Genomic DNA, 20,638 nt, shown 5'->3' with positions numbered 1-20,638 from the left:
CATCTGCTATACTAAGTCCGTACATCAAACGGGGAGTGTGGCTATGAACATATTGTTTTTTTTAACACCTAAGAATGAAGTGGCTTATATTTATGAAGATGATTCTCTGCGTCAGGCGCTGGAGAAGATGGAGTATCACAAGTACTCCGCCATACCTGTCATCAACAGGAACGGCAAATATGTTGGAACAATAACAGAAGGGGACATGCTCTGGGGAATAAAGAATAAATTCAATTTAAGTCTGAAGGAAGCGGAGAATGTGACGGTAGCCGCCATTGACAGAAGATCGGATAACCGCCCCGTTTTTGCAGATTCCACAATGGAAGACCTGGTTGATATGGCTTTGAACCAGAATTTTGTACCGGTGGTGGATGATCAGAAGAATTTCATCGGGTTAGTAACCCGTAAGGATATCATACGCTACTTTTACAAGAAGTCCCAGGAAGTAAAAAAGTCCGACGAGATCAAGGTCAGGACAATTGTAAGTAATTAAGCAGATAGAAAAGCGTTTTCGGTTTTTAGCCGAAAGCGCTTTTTTCATCCCATATTTTTAATCCTCAGACAGATATGGAGCGGATTCATCCCGGTTCTTTCCTAAAATTTTCAACAGATTCTCCTGCTTTAAGGGAGTAGAATAATAAAATCCCTGCTGATAGCTGCAGCCTGCTTCTGTTAAAACGGACACCTGATTTTCTGTTTCCACGCCTTCTGCGATTATGGACAGGTGAAGATCCTTTGCCATACGAATTAATCCTTGTATGATATATCTGGATTTTTCATTGGTCTCAAGCTGCCAGATAAAGAGCCGTTCCAACTTTACAGTGTGAACGGGAAGATCCAGGCTGGCAGAGATACTGGAATAACCGGAGCCGAACTCATTGAGTATCAGTTCCACTCCCATATCTGAAAGCTTTTGAAGAATAATGTTAAAATTCAGATAACCCATAGTCAGTGCACTTTCTTTCAGCTCCAGTGCAAGCTTACCCTGGGGAACCTCATATGCCTCCATCACCCGCGCAACTTCGTCAATAAAGTCCTCCTGCAAAAACAGCACAGGAGAGACAGGAAGTGCGATGGATTCAAATTCACAGCCATCATCTAATGCCTGTCTGATACACTGGCAGACCTTTTCCAGAGCATAATACAGCAATGCACGGATCTGCCCGGAATCCTCTGCCACAGTCATGAATTCTCCCGCTCCGATTAACCCCAGGCCTTTTATAAATATACGCATGGATAATTCTGCTCTTAAAAATGTTCCTGTTACAACGCAAATGGAAGGACGGTAAAGAATCTCCACTTCATCTTTTTCCAGAGCCGTCTTCAAATAAAGGGCGATGGTCTGCCGCCGCCTGAGCTGATTTTGTAAAGTACTGTCAAACATGACTGCCTGATTGGGACCGCCCTCACCGGCTCTGGTCACTGCCAGATCCAGACATTTTTGCATCTGTTCCGTGGTTTCTGCATGACCGGGATAGGCACAAAGCCCCATCTGTACAGAGCAGATACAGTCCGTGCTGCCAATCTTCCAGGCATGGTCAAATCTCTGGGCGATTTCGTCTGCAAGATTCATGGCCTGTCCCTGGGTATAATGATCCAAAAAGATCATATATTCCACGCCGATATAATGATAGACATTATTCCCGCATGATTCCTTTAAATAGGCAAGAATCTGACTCAGCAGATTTTCACAGTATTCGTAACCAAGTAATTGATTGAGCTGCTTAAAATTCTCTATGTATAGTTTTAAAACAACGCCCCGTTCATTGGAACTGAGTGCGTGGGTAAGATGATGTAAGCAGGCATCACGTTCCAGTTTAACCGAAGTGTCACTGCCCTGTTCGGTTCCTGTTGTCTGTTTATCGTCAGAATTAAGATTCTCTTTTTTTTGAAACCAGTGCATTGGGATTGCCTCCTGTTCTTGGTTGTCTGTTCTTATTTTAGTATAGAAAAGAGAGGAAAGCAAGAAATAATTGGAAACGGGAAAAAAGGCATTACTTCTGTCAAATGTGAGAATAATAGGAAATATGCATATTAATACAGCGTCGAAAAAGACAAACAACAGAGGTGAAAATAAATGAAATCAATATGGACAGAAACAGTCCGGATTCCGGGGAGAAACCCACTTGCCGGAAACAGACGGACAGAGGTGGTGGTGATTGGGGCAGGAATGGCAGGAATACTGACTGCCTTTTATTTACAGCGGCACGGTGTTCATGTGGTGGTATTGGAAGCAGACAGGATCGGAAGCGGTCAGTCCGGATATACCACTGCAAAAATTACGTCCCAGCATAATTTAATCTATCATAAACTGGTGAAAAACGTAGGAGAGGATACGGCCAGACTGTACGGAAGAGCCAATCAGCTGGCAGTAGAGGAGTATGGAAAGCTGATCAGACGATATGGGATCCGGTGTCATTATGAAGAAAAAGATGCTTATCTTTACTCTGTACAGGAATCGGAAAAACTTTTAAAAGAAGCAGAATGTGCTAAAAGACTTGGTCTTCCTGCCTCTTTTGAGCGGGAGATTAAACTTCCTTTTCCCATTTTCGGAGCAGTCCGGTTTACCGGACAGGCACAGTTTCACCCTCTGGAATTTTTAAGAGACATCTCCTCGGGCCTTACAATTTATGAAAGGACCAGAGTGTTAAAAGTAGAGGGGCACGAGGTTATCACAGACCGGGGAGTGATTAAGGCGGAGAAGGTAGTATTTGCAACCCATTATCCATTTATCAATATTCCCGGATTCTATTTTGCTAAAATGTATCAGGAAAAAAGCTATGTCACAGAGTTTGATGGCGTTCCCTCCATTGACGGAATGTATCTGGGAGTCGATTCCAAAGCCTATTCCTTCCGAAATGCAGGAGACAAGCTGCTTATGGGATATGGAAGCCACAGAACGGGAAGTATACCCAAAGAGAACCCGTATGGGGTTATGAAGCAGACAGCAAAGCATCTGTTTCCAGGTGCACAGGAGATTGGTAAGTGGTCTGCACAGGATTGTATGACTCTGGACGGAATTCCCTATATCGGCACTTATTCCGCCTTTAAACCTGATTGGTATGTGGCAACAGGATTTGGCAAATGGGGTATGAGTACGTCCATGGTTGCAGCTAAGATGTTAAGCATGCAGATTTTGGGAAAGAAAACACCTTTTGATGAGGTATTTACACCCAGGAGGCATCATATAAAAGCGGGTGCAGGCACCCTGGTTTCCCATGGCCTTAAATCCGTAAAGGGGCTTTCCGGCGGAGTATTAAAAGGTGCGGTCAACTGTCCCCATTTGGGATGCCGTCTGGTTTGGAACCGATACGATAAGAGATGGGAATGTCCATGTCATGGATCTTCTTTTGAAATAAACGGAAAAATATCTTCTAATCCTGCACAACAGAGTATTCCATTCATAGATTGATATTAGAAACTTTTCAAGTATGAAAGGAGTCAAACATCCTATGGATGGTTATACGAAACAACGGTGTTCCGACTGGTCTTCGCCTATGGAACTTGATATGTCCGTATGTCCGGGTACAGTGATTCGTCCAGATATGCCTCTGGGATCAGGTCCGGCAAAGAGCTTAAAAAACCCGTCAGCACCCATTCCAATGAGACAACAGGATTTATCCAGATGTCCCTCTTACTTTGGATCCATGAATTGTCCGGAGATGCCCCCCAAGCCAATGAAATGTCCGTCACAGGGAGTATCCCCGGCAGTCATGAAATGTCCGGAAATGCCCCCGTGCCCCATGCCATGTCCATCACAGGGAGTATCGCCAGCAGTAACAAAATGTCCGGAAATGCCCCCATGCCCGATGCCAATGAAATGTCCATCACAGGGAGTATCGCCAGCAGTAACAAAATGTCCGGAAATGCCCCCACGCCCGATGCCAATGAAATGTCCATCACAGGGAGTATCGCCAGCAGTAACAAAATGTCCGGAAATGCCCCCATGCCCGATGCCAATGAAATGTCCATCACAGGGAGTATCGCCAGCAGTCATGAAATGTCCGGAAATGCCCCCATGCCCAATGCCAATGAAATGTCCATCACAGGGAGTATCGCCAGCAGTCATGAAATGTCCGGAAATGCCCCCATGCCCCATGCCGGTAAAATGTCCACCTCAGGGAGTCTCACCAGCAGTAACAAAATGTCCTGAGATGCCACCATGCCGCATGAGATGTCCGGAAATGCCTCCAAAACCAGCAAAATGTCCGTCACAGGGAGTTTCTCCAGCAGTAACAAAATGTCCTGAGATGCCCCCATGCCAAATGAGATGTCCGGAAATGCCCCCCAAACCAGCAAAATGTCCGTCACAGGGAGTTTCTCCAGCAGTAACAAAATGTCCGGAAATGCCCCCATGTCCAAGGATGTACCCGGATATGCCTCCATGCCGTATGAGACCCAATATGCCGCCAATGGGAGTAGCTCCCGGTACGTGTACTGATGCCAAACCAGCTGATTGTTCCGGTGCGGAATGTATTGACCGGTATCCAGTAGGTATGGCCTATGTTCCGTGGCAGAGATGGCAGGAACTTTATTCTGTAGATACTGCAATTGAAATGGGAACGATTTTCCCAGATTTATTTAAACCATTTTTGATGGGGGGGTGCAAGTAATGGGAAATTGTAATAATGTTGTTGATTGCGATATGTTATTAATGCAGATATATAAAGCCAGTTTCGCAATGGACGATGTAGTCCTGTATCTTGATACCCACCCATGTGACCAAGATGCATTGAATTATTACCATTGTGTAGTAAATATGCGTAATCAGGCTATGCAAACCTATGAGCAATATTGTGGTCCACTTATGGCAGATGGAGTTATGGACGAAAACTACTGGACCTGGGTTAATGATCCATGGCCATGGGAAGGAGTGTGCGGCTAATGTGGAGATATGAAAAGAGGTTGCAGTATCCCGTAAATATTAAAACGCCCAATCCTAAAATCGCTACCTTCATTATGAGCCAGTATGGCGGACCCTATTGTAAATGCATATAATAAATAAACTTCATTTCACCAGACTTTTTATCATAAACGATTTTTTTTACCACGCTGCGCAGCGCTTTTCCTTTCCCTTCACTGCTGACTGAAGGATTTGTTAATATATCGCAGACACCTTTGATTTTATTGTTACATGTATCCTTACTTTGGGTGTGTTCCTGACGTTCCCAGGCTTCTATGGATTTTAGTCTGCTTTCCAGTTCTGATTCAGCATTCATAAGGCGTTCTTTTCCGGCACGGTATTCTTCCAGAGTGTCAATTCCATTTTCATATGCTGATTTTATTTTAGTTTTCTTTGTACGAAGTTTTTCCAATGCGGATTCTAACCGTTGCCTTTCTAATGACCGTCCTGAGTCTGGTTGTTTGATGTAATCGTTTTGTTTCTCTGCAATTGCGGTGACCTGCTGTAAGGATTTAATAATGAGAGACTCCGCTTTTTTATCAGAAATACAGCAGGATTCCTTATGAAGTCCTTTGGTATAGCGCCAGCATTGAAAATAACCGGACTGATGATCCGTTTTTCCTCCCGAGTTATATCCCAGGCTGGCACCGCAGTAACCGCAGACCAAAAGTCCGCTGGCCCAATGTCTGCATGAGGAAACTTCCCTTCTGTTCCGAGGTCTGTATTCCTGTTTCATCCGCTGCTGGTTAGCCTGAAAAACAGAGGTGACCTCTTTTCTTGTTTCATGTGAGCCTTGAAAAGAGATATTATTCCATGTAACTGTGCCTTCGTAGAATCTGTTTTTTAATATCCGCTCTACCGATCTTCTGTCAAACGGATTGCCCCGTTTGGTACAATAGCCCTGGTTATTGGCCTCTCTGGCAATTGATGTGAGATCCATTCCATTAAAAAAGGACTGATGTATCAATACTACGGCCTCATATTCCTTTTCTTCTATAACAAAAGGCTTCCCCTCCCCTACAGCATGGTATCCCAGGCAGGGAGCGGCCTGATACCCGTTTCTCAAGGCTTTTTCCGTCATTCCCCGTGTAACCTCACCAGATAAATTGATGGAATAATATTCATCAAACCATTCAATAATGCTTTCGATCAGCCGCCCAAACATGCCTTCCATAATTGGTTCAGAAACACTTTTTATTGAAACACCGCATTTTTTCCGAAGTACGCTTTTATAAAACATGCTCTCTTCCTGATTACGTGCAAAGCGGGAGAATTTCCATAAATACAGATACTGAAAAGGGGAGGGATGGGATTTAGCAATGGAGATCATCCGCTGAAATTCTTTTCGGTTATCAGCTCTGCGCCCGCTTACTCCTTTTTCTTCTATAAAAATGTATTCGTCCGGAATCAGCACACCGTCAGCATTGGCCGAATTTTTAATTTCCCGAAGCTGTGCAGCTGGAGAGAGCTCGGTCTGATCATTTGTACTTACCCGTACATAAGCCGCCCCAATCGGTTTTGTCTCATTTTTAATCAATGAGTTCCCTTCTTTCCGATAATTAAAAGAGAAGATACCTGGAAACAGGTACAATCTGTGTCACATACATTTTACAGGAAGGGGTATAAAATTATGAGTAAAACAATCAAGATTGTAAATTACATAGAGATTGCTGGAGAAATGGTTTTGTTTGAGACCCTGCCAGAAGAGGAAAAAAAGGAGGCCGCTGAAAAGATTCTGGATCTGATAATGAGGCAGGCAGGCTATATTAAGACAGAAAACAAAAAAAATGCCGGTCATCTGTTATCGTGATGACCGGACTATTTTCTATGACTGTGATGTGGATTGGGAACCTGTATCATCCGTGCAGTTTTTAAAGGGAAAGAAAAATTCCGGAATTCCGGAGGCATATGGAGCGATATCGTATTGCTGATAGTAGATGACGACACCGCAGGGTTTTAAGTAAAATGCGTTCATATCAAAATTTCCCCGGATCAGTTTTGCATAATCATCAAAGTAGGTGCCGGGATTTTCTTTCTGGCGAATAACAATCTCATTTTCAATTACATTAAAAATATCATTTACATCTTTTACATCTAGAAATAGGTCGGTTATATGCAACTGCTTCCCTGTTTGGAAGTTCCAGGTCTGGGACTGCCTCACCGTATTTCCATGAGCCCCGCCCAGATACGAATACTGGTCGGTGTAGAGGCTGGTAAAGCAATCCTCGTTATATGTGATCACATAGTTGGAAAGGAATTCATAGCTGTGAAAGGGAAACTCATTGTCTTTTGCATACATGGCATCTTCCACTGCCTGAGGGTATAAAACCTCGCGGCAGTATTTTTCCGACTGCTGGGACTGAATCTCATAGAACTGGTTAATGGTGTTTGCCGCGGCAGTGCTGCAGGTTGATGTAAAATAAGGATAATTGATGGTATAAGTAAAGACAGGAACGTCGTTATGCTTCATTACATCCGTCTTTGTCTTTTGGGTGATTGTCTGCATGAGAACCTCAGGAAAGAAAGTTTTTTATATTATATGAATGCGCAGCAGGTTTATTGCGGAAAAATGAGAAACGGGCTGAATCTCAGATTGAATATGCATAATCGGGACTGTTTTTACCATACTATCTTTGAGGTGAACAAACATGAAAAATAAAAATAAGGATAACTACAGCTCCAGTGCAAAGGATGAGAACAAAAAGCCCGAAACATTCCAGAATCACTGGGAGACTGGTAAATTTCTAGGTCCCAATACGCTGAGACATGAAGAAAGCATTAAAGTGTATGAAAAAAAGGAAGAGGAGTGATAAAACACTTCTCTTCCTTTTTAGGGATTGGTCATTGATTATATGTTTTTGAAATTTGGCGGACCAGATGGAGAAATGGGCGCTTCCATGCGTTATCTTTCCCAGCGTTATGCTATGCCTTATAAAGAGGGGAAAGCAATTTTAACGGATATTGGAACGGAAGAACTGGCCCATCTTGAAATTGTAGCAACCATTGTTCATCAGTTAACCAGAAACCTAACCCCGGAGCAGGTAGTAGAATCAGGCTTTGGTCCATATTATATTGACCATACCACTGGAATCTGGCCTCAGGCAGCGGGTGGAGTTCCATTTAATGCATGTGAATTCCAGTCCAAAGGCGACCCAATCACTGACCTGGTAGAAGACATGGCAGCAGAACAAAAAGCAAGGAGTACTTACGACAACATTTTGCGTGTTATTACTGATCCTGATGTGTGTGACCCTATCCGGTTCTTACGGATGCGTGAAATTGTTCATTTCCAGAGATTTGGTGAGGCACTTAGAGTCACCCAGGATAATCTGGACAGCAAAAACTTTTATGCATTTAATCCCAGCTTTGATGTTAAAACAAAATGTAAATAGGGGTAAAGATTACCCAGACATAATGAAAGAGAGCGCCGATTCACTTTTCGTGGGTCGGCGCTTTCTTACTATAATTTTATAAATTGGTAGCAGCCATTGTTCTTGATGGAGCTGTAAAGAGATTGTGAAAGGAATTATTACATTGATATATTGATGTTGATAGTTGGTAGGCTTTTAGTTATTATAAAATTATTAAAATGATGATAGGAGAGAAGACATGCCCCAAATTAAGATAACAATAATGGAAAGTAAATGTCGTGGTGGATATCATAAAGCGGGTGAAAGTTTTTATGTTACAGATTTGTGCCCACCAATATGCCATGAACTATGGAATAGTGCATATCCTATGATATATGCACTACAAAATGGCGCTGTTTTAGATTATGGCGAAGGTAAAGACACTCAGTTTGATATTAAATGTCCAGATGGAGGACGGGTAATACTACACGGAGAATTGGTTAAAAATTAATACAGTTAAGATATTTTATATTATCAACTATCAATCTTAAGCCGTTAGTCTTTTATTGCAAAAACAAGATATACATTGCTAAAATCCTCAAAAAACTGCAGTGCAGACAGAGCCTGCGTAAACAGTCGCATTCTGACCGAAGCGTATGCAGCTGTAAAGCACCGCCGGTTATGAATTCTGCCCGGCTTATCCTGGTAGGAATTTCGGAACCATGATTGACTACAATGAAGGTCTGGCTATAATACTGCTAAAAGATTGTAAGAGGAATTAGTACTTTGGAAACTTATTATTGAAAGTTAGTAATATTTAGGTTAGGATTATAATATAAAGAAATTTATAAGGTGGAATTGTTATGATTATTGATGGCAATGATAAAGAGAAAGAAGCTATGAAAGCTTTTCATCAAGGAAACAGGAAAGAAGGCTTAAAGCTTCAGGAAGAATTTGCGGCACAATTCCGGGAAGAATATAAAGAAAAGGATCATTGCTCATGCAAAAAGGCTTGCAGATATCATGGGAATTGTAAAGAATGTGTAGCTATTCACAGAGCACACCAAGAACATTTGCCCAATTGTATGCGCCCTATTGTAAATAATAAGCTTATAATTCTTTCCGAACTTACTGAGCATACGCTAGCAAATGAAATAGAGCCGCCAAAGGAAATTTTAAGACGAGAAAAACAAGAAAATTAAAAGTATACTGGTAGTATGCTAATACAAATTCCATTTACCCAAAATCCAATTTGTTTAGCAAGATATCATTGTCCTGGAGAAGCATATTTTAGATATAATAGAGGCGGTCCGACATTCTGGGTTTGTTTTATATCATCATGTTTTATAATGCTTAAATACTGATGAATACTGTCTGTATTGGTTGTTTTGTAAAATCCGCAACAGCTATTTTAAGAGTTACTGGATTAAAGTGATATCCAGACTTATCAGATAAAATTAATAGAAGCAAAGTTTATATCACTTTGCTTCTATTAATTTTATTTTTTAGCATGTGTCACTCTTATTATTTTACTATAATACATATTCCAATTACTACCAGAGGAAGGTGAGCCATAACCATAAGTTAGTCTATAATCCCCATCATCAACATGATAAGTAGAGTTTAGTTTTTCCCCAGACAAAGTATGAACATACCAATCGCTAGATGTATGCTGTATTGCTCGCCACATAACTTTATTATCTGATATACGAACAAGCCTCATAGATCCTTCATTTGTCCACTTTCCCTTTCGTTTTATGATTGAAAACTGGTAGTTATCGTTATCATTTAAAACCAGGTTGTATACATCATTTGGATTACCCCACCCACCACTGTTCCATTCGGTTGTGGTTAAACAATAATCGTCATAAACAATGTGATTAGTACTTTCTGCAAAGGTTGCACTGCTTAATGAAAAAATAAAGACTAACGTCAATAAGATAGCAAAAAACTTTTTTGATCTTTTAATTAAATTCAATTATAATACCCTCCATATTCTATGTACCTTTCAAAGGCATATGTATTTCACTGCTTTAATACAGAATAGCTGATTATATCTAATACCTCCCCCCTAACGAAGATATCATAAGTAATTATTATAGGGATAGTAATTACTAAATATAGCTTCTCACTATTTAAGAAATCAGTCAATAATTAACTTGGCCAATTATTCTTATTTCCTCGCATAATTCGACGTTATTAATATGGTTTTATTATCCTTAACGCGTTGTAGAAGAGCATAAGTCGAATTCTGTCTATGATAATAGTTATTTACACAACACAGTTACAGTTGTATCCTTTTAGATTATCGGGCATCTTAAGCATATTAATAAAAAAATACAAAGGAGGGATACATTGATAAAATCATATTGATATTGTGTAAATAGATAATTATTAATTAAATTATTTGAGTGGATAAATTTGACTATATCTGTAATAATGATATAATTAAACAAATTTACTCATAGGGAGATATGAAGATGAAAAAGAAAAGAGTTTTATTGTTTATGCTTATTTTTGCATTAGGGATTCCGTTAACTTCATTCGGCAAAATTGAACAGGGACATAGAAAATGGGGTTCTAAAACACTTCAAAAAGACGGTACTTATAAATTATTTAGCTCTTACATTAAAGAAGATGGTAACATGGCTAGAAACGAGTGGATAGAAAGCATTTCTGAGGGAGGTGTGGGTGTATCAATCTTTGAATATTACGGAGATGATGGAAATATTTTGTCTAATACTACTACGCCAGATGGATATTTAGTTAACTATGAAGGCCGATGGTATAAGAATTGTCCTAAGGCCACTATTAATGTGGCTCAGGAAGGGCGTATAGAACAATACGGTTCTGTTTTTTTTCCGTTCTCATATGATGGGGAAATTGTTCGTAATGATTATTTAGGAATCAATTTAAATTATGGAGATAAGGAATATCAGGAAGGATTTGAACTGGATATGGATAACTATACATGTGCTGGCTCATACACTGCATTCAGCATTATCTCTCCGGCTAAAGTAGCGGCTAAATTGAGTACTTTCCCATTTGATAAGAGTAGTGATGAAGCGATCAGTGGTTGGGTTGACGATAAAGATTATGCCAAAATTACCGGTTCAAATGTTATACATAAGGAAATTTTAGTAGGTGGAAAACTTCTTAAAGGTTACCAAATAATTAGCACTTATCCAAATGATCAACGCATTTTTTACACCACTCGCTTATTTAGTCCCATACCAGGAGGTGCTAGTTGGGGAATTGAAATATCATTTCAAAATCCGGAGGACGAAGAACAGCTTTTAAATTGGTTGAATGCTCACATGACAGTAAGTAAATAAAAATAGCTCATGGGGGAAATGAATACCCCAGACATAATGAGAGAAAGCGCCGATCTACTTCTTGTTGATGGGTGCTTTCTCTCATTATGTCTAAAATAGGTTTGGCGCAATAAAATCATTCCTTCATGTCCTTAGAATTTGTGTCCGAAATCATTTCTCCTGTATCAGCATTGATAAATTTTACATGGACATTGTTAAACGGCGTATCATTATAGTAATTATAATCTTCTCCAGTCCTATAATAGCCTTTGATAGATAAGGATTCTGCCAGGTCTAATTCAGTGGATTTGGTAGTAATCTCAAAATCAGTATAATTATCATTAAACGTCACATTTATGCAGTTAGGGTAGCCATCTGTACCAACTAAATATGCATCAAGTGGTTGATCCACTTTTTCTTTACATTTTTTATTTAAATCTTCTTGTGTCAAGTCTCCAATCATTTTAATTGGAATATTTATCTCCATTATATCTTTCAGTGTTTGAAAAATACAACTAAACATCAATCAGTACATAGGAGGGCCTGTTCAGACATAAATTGCCAAAACGAAAGGAAGGAGCCGGTAAGATCAAAGGATCTCACCGGCTTATATAAATGTAAAGGATATTACCTGTAACAATTATTACTATACTTCCTGGTTATGTAGAAAAGTTGTGGAATATGTGAAAATTTTGTGAGAGAAGAGTTAATAGTAAATTATTGATTATGTATATACAATGGTATATTGTTTGTAAAGATTATCGTATTACCTGTAAATTGAATTTTATTGGAGGAAATGTGAATGAAAAAAACTGTAATTTTGGTATTGCTTGCCACTTTATCAATTTTGGGTCTTATATTACCCCAGCCTGAAAAAACAGTAATTTCATTGCTGATTTTAATACCACTTACTATATATATTATCGCTGATATAGTTAAACATGGTAATAAGTAAATGACATTACTTGATCTGTTGAAAGTGAATGGATGTAAATCTAAGTACGAGATTTTCTTGACAAACCAATTTGCCCTAATATATCGAATATGATTGAATGTTGTGGGGTGAGTCGTGATGTGGAATTTAGTTTTTTACTTTACGTTTAAATTTTCACTTTACGGCAGTCATATGCAGCCAGATCAATTAACTATTAGACTGATGTCTAAAATAGAATATTATATGTCGCATATACTTGACATTGAGTATAATATATAGTAATATAGTCATGTGGAGGTGATTGCAGTGGGTCGAAATATACCAATAAAAGTTGCCCGTGCCCAACTGGATCTGACACAAAAGGAGCTGGCTGAGAAAGTGGGAATTTCACGGCAGACCATGAATGCCATAGAGCAAGGTGAATACAATCCAACGATAAAATTATGCCGGGCTATTTGCCGAGTATTAGGAAAAAGTCTTGATGATTTATTTTGGGAGGATGATAATAATGAATAGAAAAAAGAATAATCTGGATGAAATGCAGGAGCAAAAGTTATTAAAGATCGAACACTATGGATTCTGGATTGTATATTGGGGGTTGTTAGCTGCAATTTTACTACAGGTAACCTTTTCTACAGATTCAGAAAACTTATTCCGTAATATTGCAGGTGAATGGGTGGTATTTATGCTTGTTTCCATATATCTGCTTATAGCATGCCTGATTAATGGCATATGGGACAGGAGACTGAAACCAAATTTAAAAACAAACGTCATACTCAGTCTGATATCCGGAGTATTGTGTGGAATTCTTTTCTTTGCATCATCTTACTATAAATATGGTAAATTAGCAGGTGCAATTGCCACAGGGGGATTTATATTTGCGCAGGTATTTATATTAACCCTGGGTGCATTAATGCTTTCTGTATTTATTTATAAAAAAAGGGTACAAAAACTTGAAGCAGAGAGCGAATCAGCTTCGAATAAAAAATGATAAAGCTAAAGCGCAATTTGATTAAGCAGGACAAGAAGGACGTTGGTTTAGTTTTGTGAATCAGCGTCCTGCTTATGTTTCATCTTGATAAAATAATCCTTCAGCTTTATTGCATATTCTAAACGCTCTTCTGGATTGGTATTTTCTCTTTCTGACTTATACAGATCATCATTTTTATATCTTGGAAACACATGGAGATGATAATGCCATACATCTTGATTACCACATGGTTCATTATGCTGTCTGGAAGATACTCCGTCACATTGATAAGTTTCCTTTAATGCTATTGCCATATCTTTTTCTAAATCATGTATTCGGTAAGACATTTCAGATGGTAAATCGTATATGTTTTCGATATGTTCATTCGGAATTATGATAACATGACCCTTATTATTTTTCCACCAGCAGGATGATATAAATGCAGTAACATAATCATCTTGAAATATGATATCGTTCTGTTTTGTATTTATGTATTCTTTTTCAATTCCTTTAGCGATTAGGCAAAAAGGGCAGACATAGTCTGAGGGTGCATGATTGTACATAACTTTTTATATTTTCTCCTTTAATCCATATAAACTCACTAACAATTATTATATAAGTATATATAAAGATTAAAAAAACATCAATTAAGAAAATGATTAAATTTTTAATTTGAATTGTACGAATGTCTTTTAATTTAATGGAATATGAGATAGAATATAAGTAAAAAATGGGGGATAACAATGAAGAACAAGAAAAAAGTTTTAATTATTGGAAGTTGTATTATTTTTATTTTAATTGTGTTTTTATTAGTAATTAATTTGGGCGCTAAAAAGAACTATGAAAGAAAGACCAGAAAATACGCAAATATGTGGTTTAAAATTACTGTGGACAAAGAGGAAGAACCAGGCAGCTTAAAGTATTTATATACTTTGCATAATAAAGAAAAGAATTTAACTGAAGTAATTTATTATACAAAATTAGGGAATTCAATATTAAGAGATTCAGATTGGCTGCAGTTAATTATTCCTATATCGGAAGATGCAAAAGTAATAGGCGAACCGCAGTTTATCTATAATCCCGATTATATCTATGAAGAATATATGGCAAGGCCTGATAAAGTCACTGTCATAGAAGATGAGCGGGGAACATGGGAAAGAGTTGACCGAATTAAAGGTCAGGGATTTATGAATGGTTTTGCTGTTTTAGCAATACTAATAACAGCGGGAGGTCTTCTGTTTTATAGTAAAGATGATATTAAGAAAATTTTGGCAAGTTCCAATAAAGACAATATAATTAGTTCTGATCTTAATGACAAAACTTTAAAAAATGTAGAAGGTGAAAATATAAACTTAAATAAAATAAAGGAACTGTCTCTTATGAAAGAAGGCGGTCTCATAACGGAAGAGGAGTACGAGAACAAAAAAAGGGATATTATAGATAAAATGTAAAATAAGAGTAGAGGCGGTTCACCCCGCCTCTTATCTGTTATACTTAAGATTACATCCTGTAAATTGGAGGAAGCCGACAAGATGGGGGGATCCTGTCGGCCGTATGAAAAAAAGTTTTATTTAAAAGGTTATTGACCTCTTTACAATTATTAATATAGCGGAAAAATGTGACGGGAAATTGATGGATTTGTGAAGAGATTGTGAAAAGAAACATCACAGGGCAGTAAATAGTAATTAAAAAAATGAGGAGAGAGTCTGTGAAGGTGGGAGAAGTATGTTTGTTTACAAAAGATGTTGTTGGATTATCAAATTTTTATAAATCCATTTTTGATATTGATAATGGTAGTAATGATAATATTCATCAGTTTATTATTTCCGATGAAACAACCCTAAGTGTTTATAATGACGGTAAGGAACGAGATGGGAATGCTCAAAACATATGTATAGCATTTACGGTAGATGATGTGGATTTTCAGTATGAAAAATTAATAACCCTTGGTGTTAAGATCCTGGAACCGCCAACAATAAGACAGTGGGGAGCAAAAAACATGAGCTTTCTGGATCCTGATGATAACTTAATTGTATTTAGAAGTTTCTCTAAAAAATAGTATGGAAATGTTAGTAATTCACTCTGATCACCCTTAAAAAAGGGAGGAGCCGACAAGATGGGGGAATCCTGTCGGCTATATGAAAAAAAGTCTTATTTAAAAGGTTATTGGCCTCTTTACATTTATTAATATACTGTGAAAGTGTGACCGGAATTTGATGGATCTGTGAAGAGTTTGTGAAACTGGCTGAGCTGGAGTGCTGGGATAAACAAACAGACTACCAAAGAAATGAGGATTTAACATGCGTGACTATTTTATTAAAACAGTAAGAATTGGATTCTCCAAATGGAATAATGACGATATAAATCTGGCATCCCAGCTATGGGGAGAAGAGGAAGTTACCCGGTTCATCTGTTCCACAGGTAAGTTTACACAGGAAGAGATTGAAAACCGCCTGAATACGGAAATTCGTAATCATGAATTGTATCATATACAATACTGGCCGATTTTTGAACGGTCAACAGATGAACTCATTGGATGCTGCGGGATCCGTCCTTATAAATCCGAAAAGCATTTTTACGAGCTCGGTTTTCATCTGCGGAAAAAATATTGGGGGCAGGGGTATGCCGCAGAGGCAGCAAATGCCGTGATTGATTACAGTTTTCATATATTAAATGCTAAAAAACTATATGCAGGCCATCATCCTGAAAACAAGGCGTCGGAAAAGCTGCTGAAGAAATTGGGGTTTCAATCCATTGGCAAAGAATTTTATTTACCAACAGGGTTGTATCACCCGTTATATGAGATGGTGAAACGTTAATAATACGGGAAATAAATCAGTCGTTTATGGTGACAAACTTAATGTTTTTAATACATGAGCCAGTTCTTTTGTATCAAAAATCTCCCTGTTTCAACAAAAGTTTCCTTTATTCGATTGACGGAGACCCCTGATACTAGTAAAATAAAGACAAATATGAAAGAGGATGGGGCATTATTTATGGATAACAGAAATAGCATTTTGACAGATACACTCCCGGATCAGGCTATTTTCGCTCTGGATATTGGAACCAGAAGCATCATTGGCATGGTAGGAATGCCGGATGGGGACAGAATACATATCGTTGCCATAGAGAGAGCCGAGCACACCAAGCGGGCGATGATTGACGGACAGATCGAGGATATTGATCAGGTTGCAAAAATTGCCGGACAGGTGAAAGAAAAGCTGGAAAAAAAGCTGGGCTGCAAGCTGTTAAAGGTTTGTGTGGCAGCTGCGGGAAGAGCACTGAGAACAGAAAGTGTGACCTATGAGATGGAGCTTGCCAGGGCACAGAAGATTGATGCGGAATCCGTCAGCAGACTGGAAGCGGGAGCCATCAGTGAAGCGGAAAAGCAGTTTATGAACCGGGAGGGAAGGGATACGGACCGTCAGTTTTATCTGGTTGGTTATACCGTAAGCAGATATTTCCTGGATAATTATATGATCTCCAACTTAATAGATCATCATGGACGGGTTTTAAAGGCAGATATCATTGCCACATTTCTTCCCACCGAGGTTGTAGAAAGCTTATACTCTGCCATGCATAAGATCGGACTTGAGGTAGCAAGCCTGACTTTGGAGCCGATTGCAGCCATCAATGCAGCCATTCCCCAGAATATCCGCCTTCTAAACCTTGCCATGGTGGATATCGGTGCAGGTACCTCAGATATCGCTGTATGCCGGGATGGAAGTGTGACCGGTTATACCATGGCCATACTCGCAGGAGATGAGATAACGGAATCCATTATGAAGGAATACTTAGTGGATTTTGGGACTGCGGAAAAGATCAAATCTCAGATCGATGAAACAGAGGAACTTAATTTTACAGATATCCTTGGTTTTGAGCAGACAATCACCAGGGAAGCCATTTTTTCCAGCATCAAGGAGGCATCTTCCAGGCTTTGTCAGGAGATCTCAGACAAAATACTGGAGGTGAATGGCGGTATGCCGTCAGCTGTCTTTCTGGCAGGCGGTGGCAGCAGGCTGTCCGGACTGAAAGAAGGAATTGTAGAGCATTTAAAAATTGATTCCAAGCGTGTTGCCATTGCAGGAAATAATTTTAAGATTAACGCTTATTCCGATGAATATGATCTGGAGAATCCGGAATATGCCACTCCTCTTGGGATCGTAATCTCAGCCGGATTTAATATAGTCAATGATGGTTTTCGGGTGATTTTAAACGAACGTCCTGCAAAGCTTTTCCGAGGCGGAACCTTTACCGTTATGGACGTTTTAATGATGAACGGATATAACTATCAGGATATGATCGGGCGTTCCGGTCAGAATCTGGTTGTAAGTGTAAACGGCAAACGGACTGTTTTTTATGGCGAGAAGGCGGAACCGTCTGTCCTCACACTGAACGGAGAGGAAGCACAGCTTTCTGATCAGGTAAGCGCAGAGGACTGGATCGTATTTGTGCCTGCCAGTCACGGAAAGAGCGCTTCTGCCATGCTTTCGGATATTGAGAAGCCAGGAGCGGGAAAGACGATTTTGGTAAATGGAATAGAGGCAAAAGAAGATCTTCCCTTAAAAACCGGAGACAGCATTGTAATAGAAATAGTTCGGGAAAAGGAAATACTTCCAGAGGAAGACTGGTATGATGAAGCAGAGGAAGAACAAGTCCCGTATCAGGAACCGGTTTTGGCTCCTCAGAATATACCGGGTATTCTGACTCCTCCGGCACAGATGACGTCTACAGGCATACAGATTGATAAAGAACAACGATTAAAACTGGAAGGGCATGCGGATGCATCTGCTTCTTCCGATTCAGCCTTTCATAAAAGCAATGGAAAAATCACATTTTTCTTAAATGATAAACCTGTGACTTTTCCCATTAAGCCGGATCAGCGTCCTTATTATCTTATGGACATGCTGGAATATTCCGGACTTGATTTTAAAAATCTTACCGGGAAAGTAGTATTAGAGGTCAACGGGGAAAGCGGTTATTTTCAGCAGGAATTAAAAAGCAGAGACCGTATTATGATTTATCAGGAAAATGAATAAAAGGGGTGCGTATGGGCGTGTTGAATGTAGTAAAAAGGGATGGAACAGTCACAGGATTTGAATTATCCAAGATCAAGGAAGCAGTTAAGAAAGCCTTTGAGGCAACGGGTAAGTACTATACGGACAGTATTGTCGAGCTTCTTGCACTAAGAGTAGCTTCTGATTTTCAAAATAAGATTCATACGGAGAGTATTCCGGTGGAAGACATACAGGACAGTGTGGAAAAGGTTCTGGAAGAAACCGGTTATACGGAAGTGGCGAAGGCTTATATTCTCTATCGGAAACAGCGGGAAAAGATCAGAAACTTAGGGAGCACCACCCTGGACTACAAAGATGTTGTGGACCAGTATGTAAAAGTAGAGGACTGGCATGTGAAGGAAAATTCCACGGTGACCTATTCGGTGGGTGGTCTTATCCTTAACAACTCCGGAGCAGTTACCACAAATTACTGGCTGTCTGAAATCTATGACAGGGAGATTGCAGACGCTCATAATCATGGAGAGATCCATATCCATGATCTTTCCATGCTGACAGGATACAGCTGCGGCTGGTCTTTAAAGCAGCTTTTATTAGACGGACTGGGCGGAATCAGCGGAAAGATCACAGCTTCACCGGCAAAGCATCTGGCCACGTTGTGCAATCAGATGGTTAATTTTCTCGGTATTATGCAGAATGAATGGGCTGCCTCCCAGTCATTTTCCTCCTTTGATACCTATCTTGCGCCCTTTATTAAAGCAGATGGACTGTCTTACGATAAAGTAAAAAAATGCATGGAGGCCTTTGTGTTTGGAGTTAATACTCCAAGCCGCTGGGGAACCCAGGCGCCATTTTCCCATATCTCCCTTGACTTGACGGTACCAGAGGATATGAAATCCCAAAAGGCCATTGTGGGCGGGAAGTTTATGGATTTTACCTACGGAGACTGTCAGGCAGAGATGGATATGGTGAACCGTGCCTTTTTAGAGACAATGCTGGAAGGAGATGCCGGTGGAATGGGATTTCAGTATCCGATTCCGGTATTTGGAATAACAAAGGAGTTTGACTGGTCCGATTCAGAAAGAAACCGCTTGTTATTTACCCTGGCATCCCATTACGGAACTCCTTACTTTTCCAATTACATCAACAGTGGTCTTACTCCAGGAGACGTGCGGGCATATACACCCAAAAGTATTCCTGATTTTACAAAACTGCGCCATAAAGCCGGTGGCTTTTTCGGATATGGAGAACATACAGGTTCCATCGGTGTGGTAACTCTCAATCTGCCGAGAATTGCATATCTGGCCTCTGATGAAGCTGACTTTTATAAGCGTTTGGACAGGGTGGCAGATCTTGCCGCAAAATCTCTTGATATCAAGCGTAATGTAGTAACCAGACTCTTGAAAAATGGGCTTTACCCCTATACTGCCTGTTATCTGGAAAATTTCACCAATCATTTCTCATCGATCGGTATTGTGGGGATGGATGAAGCAGGAAAGAATGCAAAATGGCTGGGGATGGGAATGGAATCAGAACAAACTCAGGCATTTGCAGTTCGTGTCATGGAGCACTTAAAGAAAAAACTGATTGCTTATCAGCAGCAGTACAAAAGCCTGTACAGCCTTGAGGCAACTCCGGCCGAATCGGCGGCTTACCGGCTGGCATTAATCGACAGAGAAGAATTTTCTGACATAAGATCTGCAGGTGATCATTCACCCGTACCTTATTATACCAACAGCACCAAACTTGCGGCAGATTGGGGAGGCATCCTTACTCAGGCATTGACCATACAGAATCGTGTTCAGCCTTTGTATACGGCGGGTACTGTATTTTCAGTCTTTATGAAGAAGGAGGAAGAGGATTATCGGACTGTCAGAGATGCATTAAGGCGCATGACAAGTCAGTATGAGATTCCCTACCTGACATTTACACCAGTATACTCCGTCTGTCAGAGCTGCGGTTATCTGCCGGGGGAACAAAAGATTTGTCCCAGGTGCGGGAAAGAGACGGATATTTACAGCAGAATTGCAGGATACTACCGCCCGGTAAATGACTGGAATGAAGGAAAAGCTCAGGAGTTTAAAAATAGAAAAATGATGACTTTGGAGTGAAAAATTTTACCGTTTTAACTCACATATGAAAGACTTGGGCA

The 20,638-nt window shown here is 39.8% G+C and carries 25 protein-coding genes and 2 pseudogenes; 19 read left to right on the top strand and 8 right to left on the bottom strand.

Annotated elements, in window-relative coordinates; all coding sequences use genetic code 11:
* Positions 1-43 precede the first annotated feature (43 nt).
* Complete coding sequence (locus BXY41_RS08325; RefSeq protein WP_104436368.1) at positions 44-493, top strand: CBS domain-containing protein; 450 nt, start codon at positions 44-46, stop codon at positions 491-493.
* Positions 494-550: 57 nt separating this feature from the next.
* Here BXY41_RS08325 and BXY41_RS08320 read toward each other — a convergent pair whose 3' ends face one another.
* Positions 551-1,903: a GGDEF domain-containing phosphodiesterase gene (locus BXY41_RS08320; RefSeq protein WP_104436367.1), complete on the bottom strand. Its 1,353-nt coding sequence runs from the start codon at positions 1,901-1,903 to the stop codon at positions 551-553.
* Between the two features lie 174 nt (positions 1,904-2,077).
* On the opposite strand from BXY41_RS08320, the gene BXY41_RS08315 reads away from it, so the two are divergent.
* Positions 2,078-3,412 carry an FAD-dependent oxidoreductase gene (locus BXY41_RS08315; RefSeq protein ID WP_104436366.1) on the top strand — a complete coding sequence of 445 codons (1,335 nt, stop codon included), beginning with the start codon at positions 2,078-2,080 and terminating at the stop codon, positions 3,410-3,412.
* A gap of 222 nt (positions 3,413-3,634) precedes the next feature.
* Here the strand turns inward: BXY41_RS08315 and BXY41_RS26705 are convergent, their stop codons facing one another.
* Together BXY41_RS26705 and BXY41_RS26700 are read right to left on the bottom strand one after the other, a co-directional pair.
* Complete coding sequence (locus BXY41_RS26705; protein ID WP_170072286.1) at positions 3,635-4,099, bottom strand: hypothetical protein; 465 nt, start codon at positions 4,097-4,099, stop codon at positions 3,635-3,637.
* Positions 4,066-4,311: a hypothetical protein gene (locus tag BXY41_RS26700; protein WP_170072285.1), complete on the bottom strand. Its 246-nt coding sequence runs from the start codon at positions 4,309-4,311 to the stop codon at positions 4,066-4,068. Before BXY41_RS26700 ends, BXY41_RS26705 begins: the two co-directional genes overlap by 34 nt.
* Positions 4,312-4,376: 65 nt before the next feature.
* Between BXY41_RS26700 and BXY41_RS26695 the strand changes: the two genes are divergently transcribed.
* From BXY41_RS26695 to BXY41_RS08300, 3 genes and pseudogenes are all read left to right on the top strand, one after another.
* Positions 4,377-4,613, top strand: coding sequence for a spore coat associated protein CotJA (locus BXY41_RS26695; RefSeq protein WP_170072284.1), 237 nt, complete (start codon positions 4,377-4,379; stop codon positions 4,611-4,613).
* Positions 4,613-4,885: a spore coat protein CotJB gene (locus tag BXY41_RS08305; RefSeq protein ID WP_104436364.1), complete on the top strand. Its 273-nt coding sequence runs from the start codon at positions 4,613-4,615 to the stop codon at positions 4,883-4,885. Before BXY41_RS26695 ends, BXY41_RS08305 begins: the two co-directional genes overlap by 1 nt.
* Positions 4,885-4,980: pseudogene (locus BXY41_RS08300) on the top strand (manganese catalase family protein); the annotation flags it as partial. The gene BXY41_RS08305 and the pseudogene BXY41_RS08300, both read left to right, overlap by 1 nt.
* Here the strand turns inward: BXY41_RS08300 and BXY41_RS08295 are convergent.
* Complete coding sequence (locus tag BXY41_RS08295; protein WP_104436363.1) at positions 4,980-6,440, bottom strand: recombinase family protein; 1,461 nt, start codon at positions 6,438-6,440, stop codon at positions 4,980-4,982. The pseudogene BXY41_RS08300 and the gene BXY41_RS08295 sit on opposite strands and share 1 nt — an antisense overlap.
* Positions 6,441-6,533: 93 nt before the next feature.
* Here BXY41_RS08295 and BXY41_RS08290 point away from each other — a divergent pair, with 93 nt between their 5' ends.
* Positions 6,534-6,713 (top strand): hypothetical protein, encoded by a 180-nt coding sequence (locus BXY41_RS08290; protein WP_104436362.1) that lies wholly within the window; start codon positions 6,534-6,536, stop codon positions 6,711-6,713.
* Between the two features lie 15 nt (positions 6,714-6,728).
* Here BXY41_RS08290 and BXY41_RS08285 read toward each other — a convergent pair whose 3' ends face one another.
* Positions 6,729-7,409 (bottom strand): DUF3298 and DUF4163 domain-containing protein, encoded by a 681-nt coding sequence (locus BXY41_RS08285; RefSeq protein ID WP_104436361.1) that lies wholly within the window; start codon positions 7,407-7,409, stop codon positions 6,729-6,731.
* Between the two features lie 142 nt (positions 7,410-7,551).
* Here BXY41_RS08285 and BXY41_RS26690 point away from each other — a divergent pair, with 142 nt between their 5' ends.
* The 4 genes and pseudogenes from BXY41_RS26690 to BXY41_RS08270 all read left to right on the top strand — a co-directional run bounded on the left by BXY41_RS26690 (position 7,552) and on the right by BXY41_RS08270 (position 9,455).
* Positions 7,552-7,713, top strand: a complete 162-nt coding sequence (locus BXY41_RS26690; protein ID WP_170072283.1) for a hypothetical protein — start codon at positions 7,552-7,554, stop codon at positions 7,711-7,713.
* Positions 7,714-7,767: 54 nt separating this feature from the next.
* Positions 7,768-8,295, top strand: a pseudogene (locus tag BXY41_RS08280) (manganese catalase family protein); the annotation flags it as partial.
* Between the two features lie 217 nt (positions 8,296-8,512).
* The gene (locus BXY41_RS08275) at positions 8,513-8,764 is read left to right on the top strand and encodes a TIGR04076 family protein (protein WP_104436360.1); all 252 of its coding nucleotides are present in this window, start codon (positions 8,513-8,515) and stop codon (positions 8,762-8,764) included.
* Between the two features lie 352 nt (positions 8,765-9,116).
* On the top strand, positions 9,117-9,455 hold the full coding sequence (locus BXY41_RS08270; protein WP_104436359.1) for an LPS biosynthesis protein: 339 nt from the start codon (positions 9,117-9,119) through the stop codon (positions 9,453-9,455).
* Between the two features lie 296 nt (positions 9,456-9,751).
* On the opposite strand, the gene BXY41_RS08265 is transcribed toward BXY41_RS08270, so the two are convergent.
* Positions 9,752-10,231, bottom strand: coding sequence for a hypothetical protein (locus tag BXY41_RS08265; RefSeq protein ID WP_104436358.1), 480 nt, complete (start codon positions 10,229-10,231; stop codon positions 9,752-9,754).
* A 502-nt stretch (positions 10,232-10,733) separates the two neighbouring features.
* Between BXY41_RS08265 and BXY41_RS08260 the strand changes: the two genes are divergently transcribed.
* Entirely contained in the window at positions 10,734-11,588 is an 855-nt protein-coding gene (locus BXY41_RS08260) for a hypothetical protein (RefSeq protein ID WP_104436357.1), read from the top strand.
* Positions 11,589-11,703: 115 nt separating this feature from the next.
* Here BXY41_RS08260 and BXY41_RS08255 read toward each other — a convergent pair whose 3' ends face one another.
* Complete coding sequence (locus BXY41_RS08255) at positions 11,704-12,054, bottom strand: hypothetical protein (RefSeq protein ID WP_146088560.1); 351 nt, start codon at positions 12,052-12,054, stop codon at positions 11,704-11,706.
* A gap of 315 nt (positions 12,055-12,369) precedes the next feature.
* On the opposite strand from BXY41_RS08255, the gene BXY41_RS26685 reads away from it, so the two are divergent.
* From BXY41_RS26685 to BXY41_RS08245, 3 genes are all read left to right on the top strand, one after another.
* Positions 12,370-12,522, top strand: a complete 153-nt coding sequence (locus BXY41_RS26685; protein WP_170072279.1) for a hypothetical protein — start codon at positions 12,370-12,372, stop codon at positions 12,520-12,522.
* 285 nt (positions 12,523-12,807) lie between these two features.
* Entirely contained in the window at positions 12,808-13,017 is a 210-nt protein-coding gene (locus tag BXY41_RS08250; protein WP_104436355.1) for a helix-turn-helix transcriptional regulator, read from the top strand.
* On the top strand, positions 12,983-13,492 hold the full coding sequence (locus tag BXY41_RS08245; RefSeq protein ID WP_341457818.1) for a DUF6773 family protein: 510 nt from the start codon (positions 12,983-12,985) through the stop codon (positions 13,490-13,492). The genes BXY41_RS08250 and BXY41_RS08245 overlap by 35 nt, the downstream gene beginning before the upstream one ends.
* 47 nt (positions 13,493-13,539) lie before the next feature.
* Here BXY41_RS08245 and BXY41_RS08240 read toward each other — a convergent pair whose 3' ends face one another.
* Entirely contained in the window at positions 13,540-14,034 is a 495-nt protein-coding gene (locus BXY41_RS08240) for an HIT family protein (protein ID WP_104436353.1), read from the bottom strand.
* A 180-nt stretch (positions 14,035-14,214) separates the two neighbouring features.
* Here BXY41_RS08240 and BXY41_RS08235 point away from each other — a divergent pair, with 180 nt between their 5' ends.
* The 5 genes from BXY41_RS08235 to BXY41_RS08215 all read left to right on the top strand — a co-directional run bounded on the left by BXY41_RS08235 (position 14,215) and on the right by BXY41_RS08215 (position 20,597).
* Positions 14,215-14,922 (top strand): SHOCT domain-containing protein, encoded by a 708-nt coding sequence (locus BXY41_RS08235; protein WP_104436352.1) that lies wholly within the window; start codon positions 14,215-14,217, stop codon positions 14,920-14,922.
* A gap of 257 nt (positions 14,923-15,179) precedes the next feature.
* Complete coding sequence (locus BXY41_RS08230) at positions 15,180-15,530, top strand: VOC family protein (RefSeq protein ID WP_104436351.1); 351 nt, start codon at positions 15,180-15,182, stop codon at positions 15,528-15,530.
* Between the two features lie 241 nt (positions 15,531-15,771).
* Positions 15,772-16,290: a GNAT family N-acetyltransferase gene (locus tag BXY41_RS08225; protein WP_104436350.1), complete on the top strand. Its 519-nt coding sequence runs from the start codon at positions 15,772-15,774 to the stop codon at positions 16,288-16,290.
* A 177-nt stretch (positions 16,291-16,467) separates the two neighbouring features.
* Complete coding sequence (locus BXY41_RS08220; RefSeq protein WP_104436765.1) at positions 16,468-18,510, top strand: cell division protein FtsA; 2,043 nt, start codon at positions 16,468-16,470, stop codon at positions 18,508-18,510.
* 17 nt (positions 18,511-18,527) lie between these two features.
* On the top strand, positions 18,528-20,597 hold the full coding sequence (locus BXY41_RS08215) for a ribonucleoside triphosphate reductase (RefSeq protein WP_104436764.1): 2,070 nt from the start codon (positions 18,528-18,530) through the stop codon (positions 20,595-20,597).
* Positions 20,598-20,638 lie beyond the last annotated feature (41 nt).

Origin of the sequence: Lacrimispora xylanisolvens (genome assembly GCF_002934545.1) — a bacterium.
In the GTDB taxonomy this organism is placed as follows: domain Bacteria; phylum Bacillota; class Clostridia; order Lachnospirales; family Lachnospiraceae; genus Lacrimispora; species Lacrimispora xylanisolvens.
The sequence above is the reverse complement of the archived record's forward strand: the minus strand, read 5'-3'. Positions and strand labels throughout refer to the sequence as shown.

Bases quoted from the DNA above. Each gene is read 5' to 3' on its own strand.
- BXY41_RS08325 (WP_104436368.1), top strand. From the start codon at position 44: ATGAACATATTGTTTTTTTTAACACCTAAGAATGAAGTGGCTTATATT.
- BXY41_RS08320 (WP_104436367.1), bottom strand. From the start codon at position 1,903: ATGCACTGGTTTCAAAAAAAAGAGAATCTTAATTCTGACGATAAACAG.
- BXY41_RS08315 (WP_104436366.1), top strand. From the start codon at position 2,078: ATGAAATCAATATGGACAGAAACAGTCCGGATTCCGGGGAGAAACCCA.
- BXY41_RS26705 (WP_170072286.1), bottom strand. From the start codon at position 4,099: ATGGGGCATGGGGGCATTTCCGGACATTTCATGACTGCTGGCGATACT.
- BXY41_RS26695 (WP_170072284.1), top strand. From the start codon at position 4,377: ATGCCTCCATGCCGTATGAGACCCAATATGCCGCCAATGGGAGTAGCT.
- BXY41_RS08305 (WP_104436364.1), top strand. From the start codon at position 4,613: ATGGGAAATTGTAATAATGTTGTTGATTGCGATATGTTATTAATGCAG.
- BXY41_RS08290 (WP_104436362.1), top strand. From the start codon at position 6,534: ATGAGTAAAACAATCAAGATTGTAAATTACATAGAGATTGCTGGAGAA.
- BXY41_RS08285 (WP_104436361.1), bottom strand. From the start codon at position 7,409: ATGCAGACAATCACCCAAAAGACAAAGACGGATGTAATGAAGCATAAC.
- BXY41_RS26690 (WP_170072283.1), top strand. From the start codon at position 7,552: ATGAAAAATAAAAATAAGGATAACTACAGCTCCAGTGCAAAGGATGAG.
- BXY41_RS08275 (WP_104436360.1), top strand. From the start codon at position 8,513: ATGCCCCAAATTAAGATAACAATAATGGAAAGTAAATGTCGTGGTGGA.
- BXY41_RS08270 (WP_104436359.1), top strand. From the start codon at position 9,117: ATGATTATTGATGGCAATGATAAAGAGAAAGAAGCTATGAAAGCTTTT.
- BXY41_RS08260 (WP_104436357.1), top strand. From the start codon at position 10,734: ATGAAAAAGAAAAGAGTTTTATTGTTTATGCTTATTTTTGCATTAGGG.
- BXY41_RS08255 (WP_146088560.1), bottom strand. From the start codon at position 12,054: ATGGAGATAAATATTCCAATTAAAATGATTGGAGACTTGACACAAGAA.
- BXY41_RS26685 (WP_170072279.1), top strand. From the start codon at position 12,370: ATGAAAAAAACTGTAATTTTGGTATTGCTTGCCACTTTATCAATTTTG.
- BXY41_RS08245 (WP_341457818.1), top strand. From the start codon at position 12,983: ATGATTTATTTTGGGAGGATGATAATAATGAATAGAAAAAAGAATAAT.
- BXY41_RS08240 (WP_104436353.1), bottom strand. From the start codon at position 14,034: ATGTACAATCATGCACCCTCAGACTATGTCTGCCCTTTTTGCCTAATC.
- BXY41_RS08235 (WP_104436352.1), top strand. From the start codon at position 14,215: ATGAAGAACAAGAAAAAAGTTTTAATTATTGGAAGTTGTATTATTTTT.
- BXY41_RS08225 (WP_104436350.1), top strand. From the start codon at position 15,772: ATGCGTGACTATTTTATTAAAACAGTAAGAATTGGATTCTCCAAATGG.
- BXY41_RS08220 (WP_104436765.1), top strand. From the start codon at position 16,468: ATGGATAACAGAAATAGCATTTTGACAGATACACTCCCGGATCAGGCT.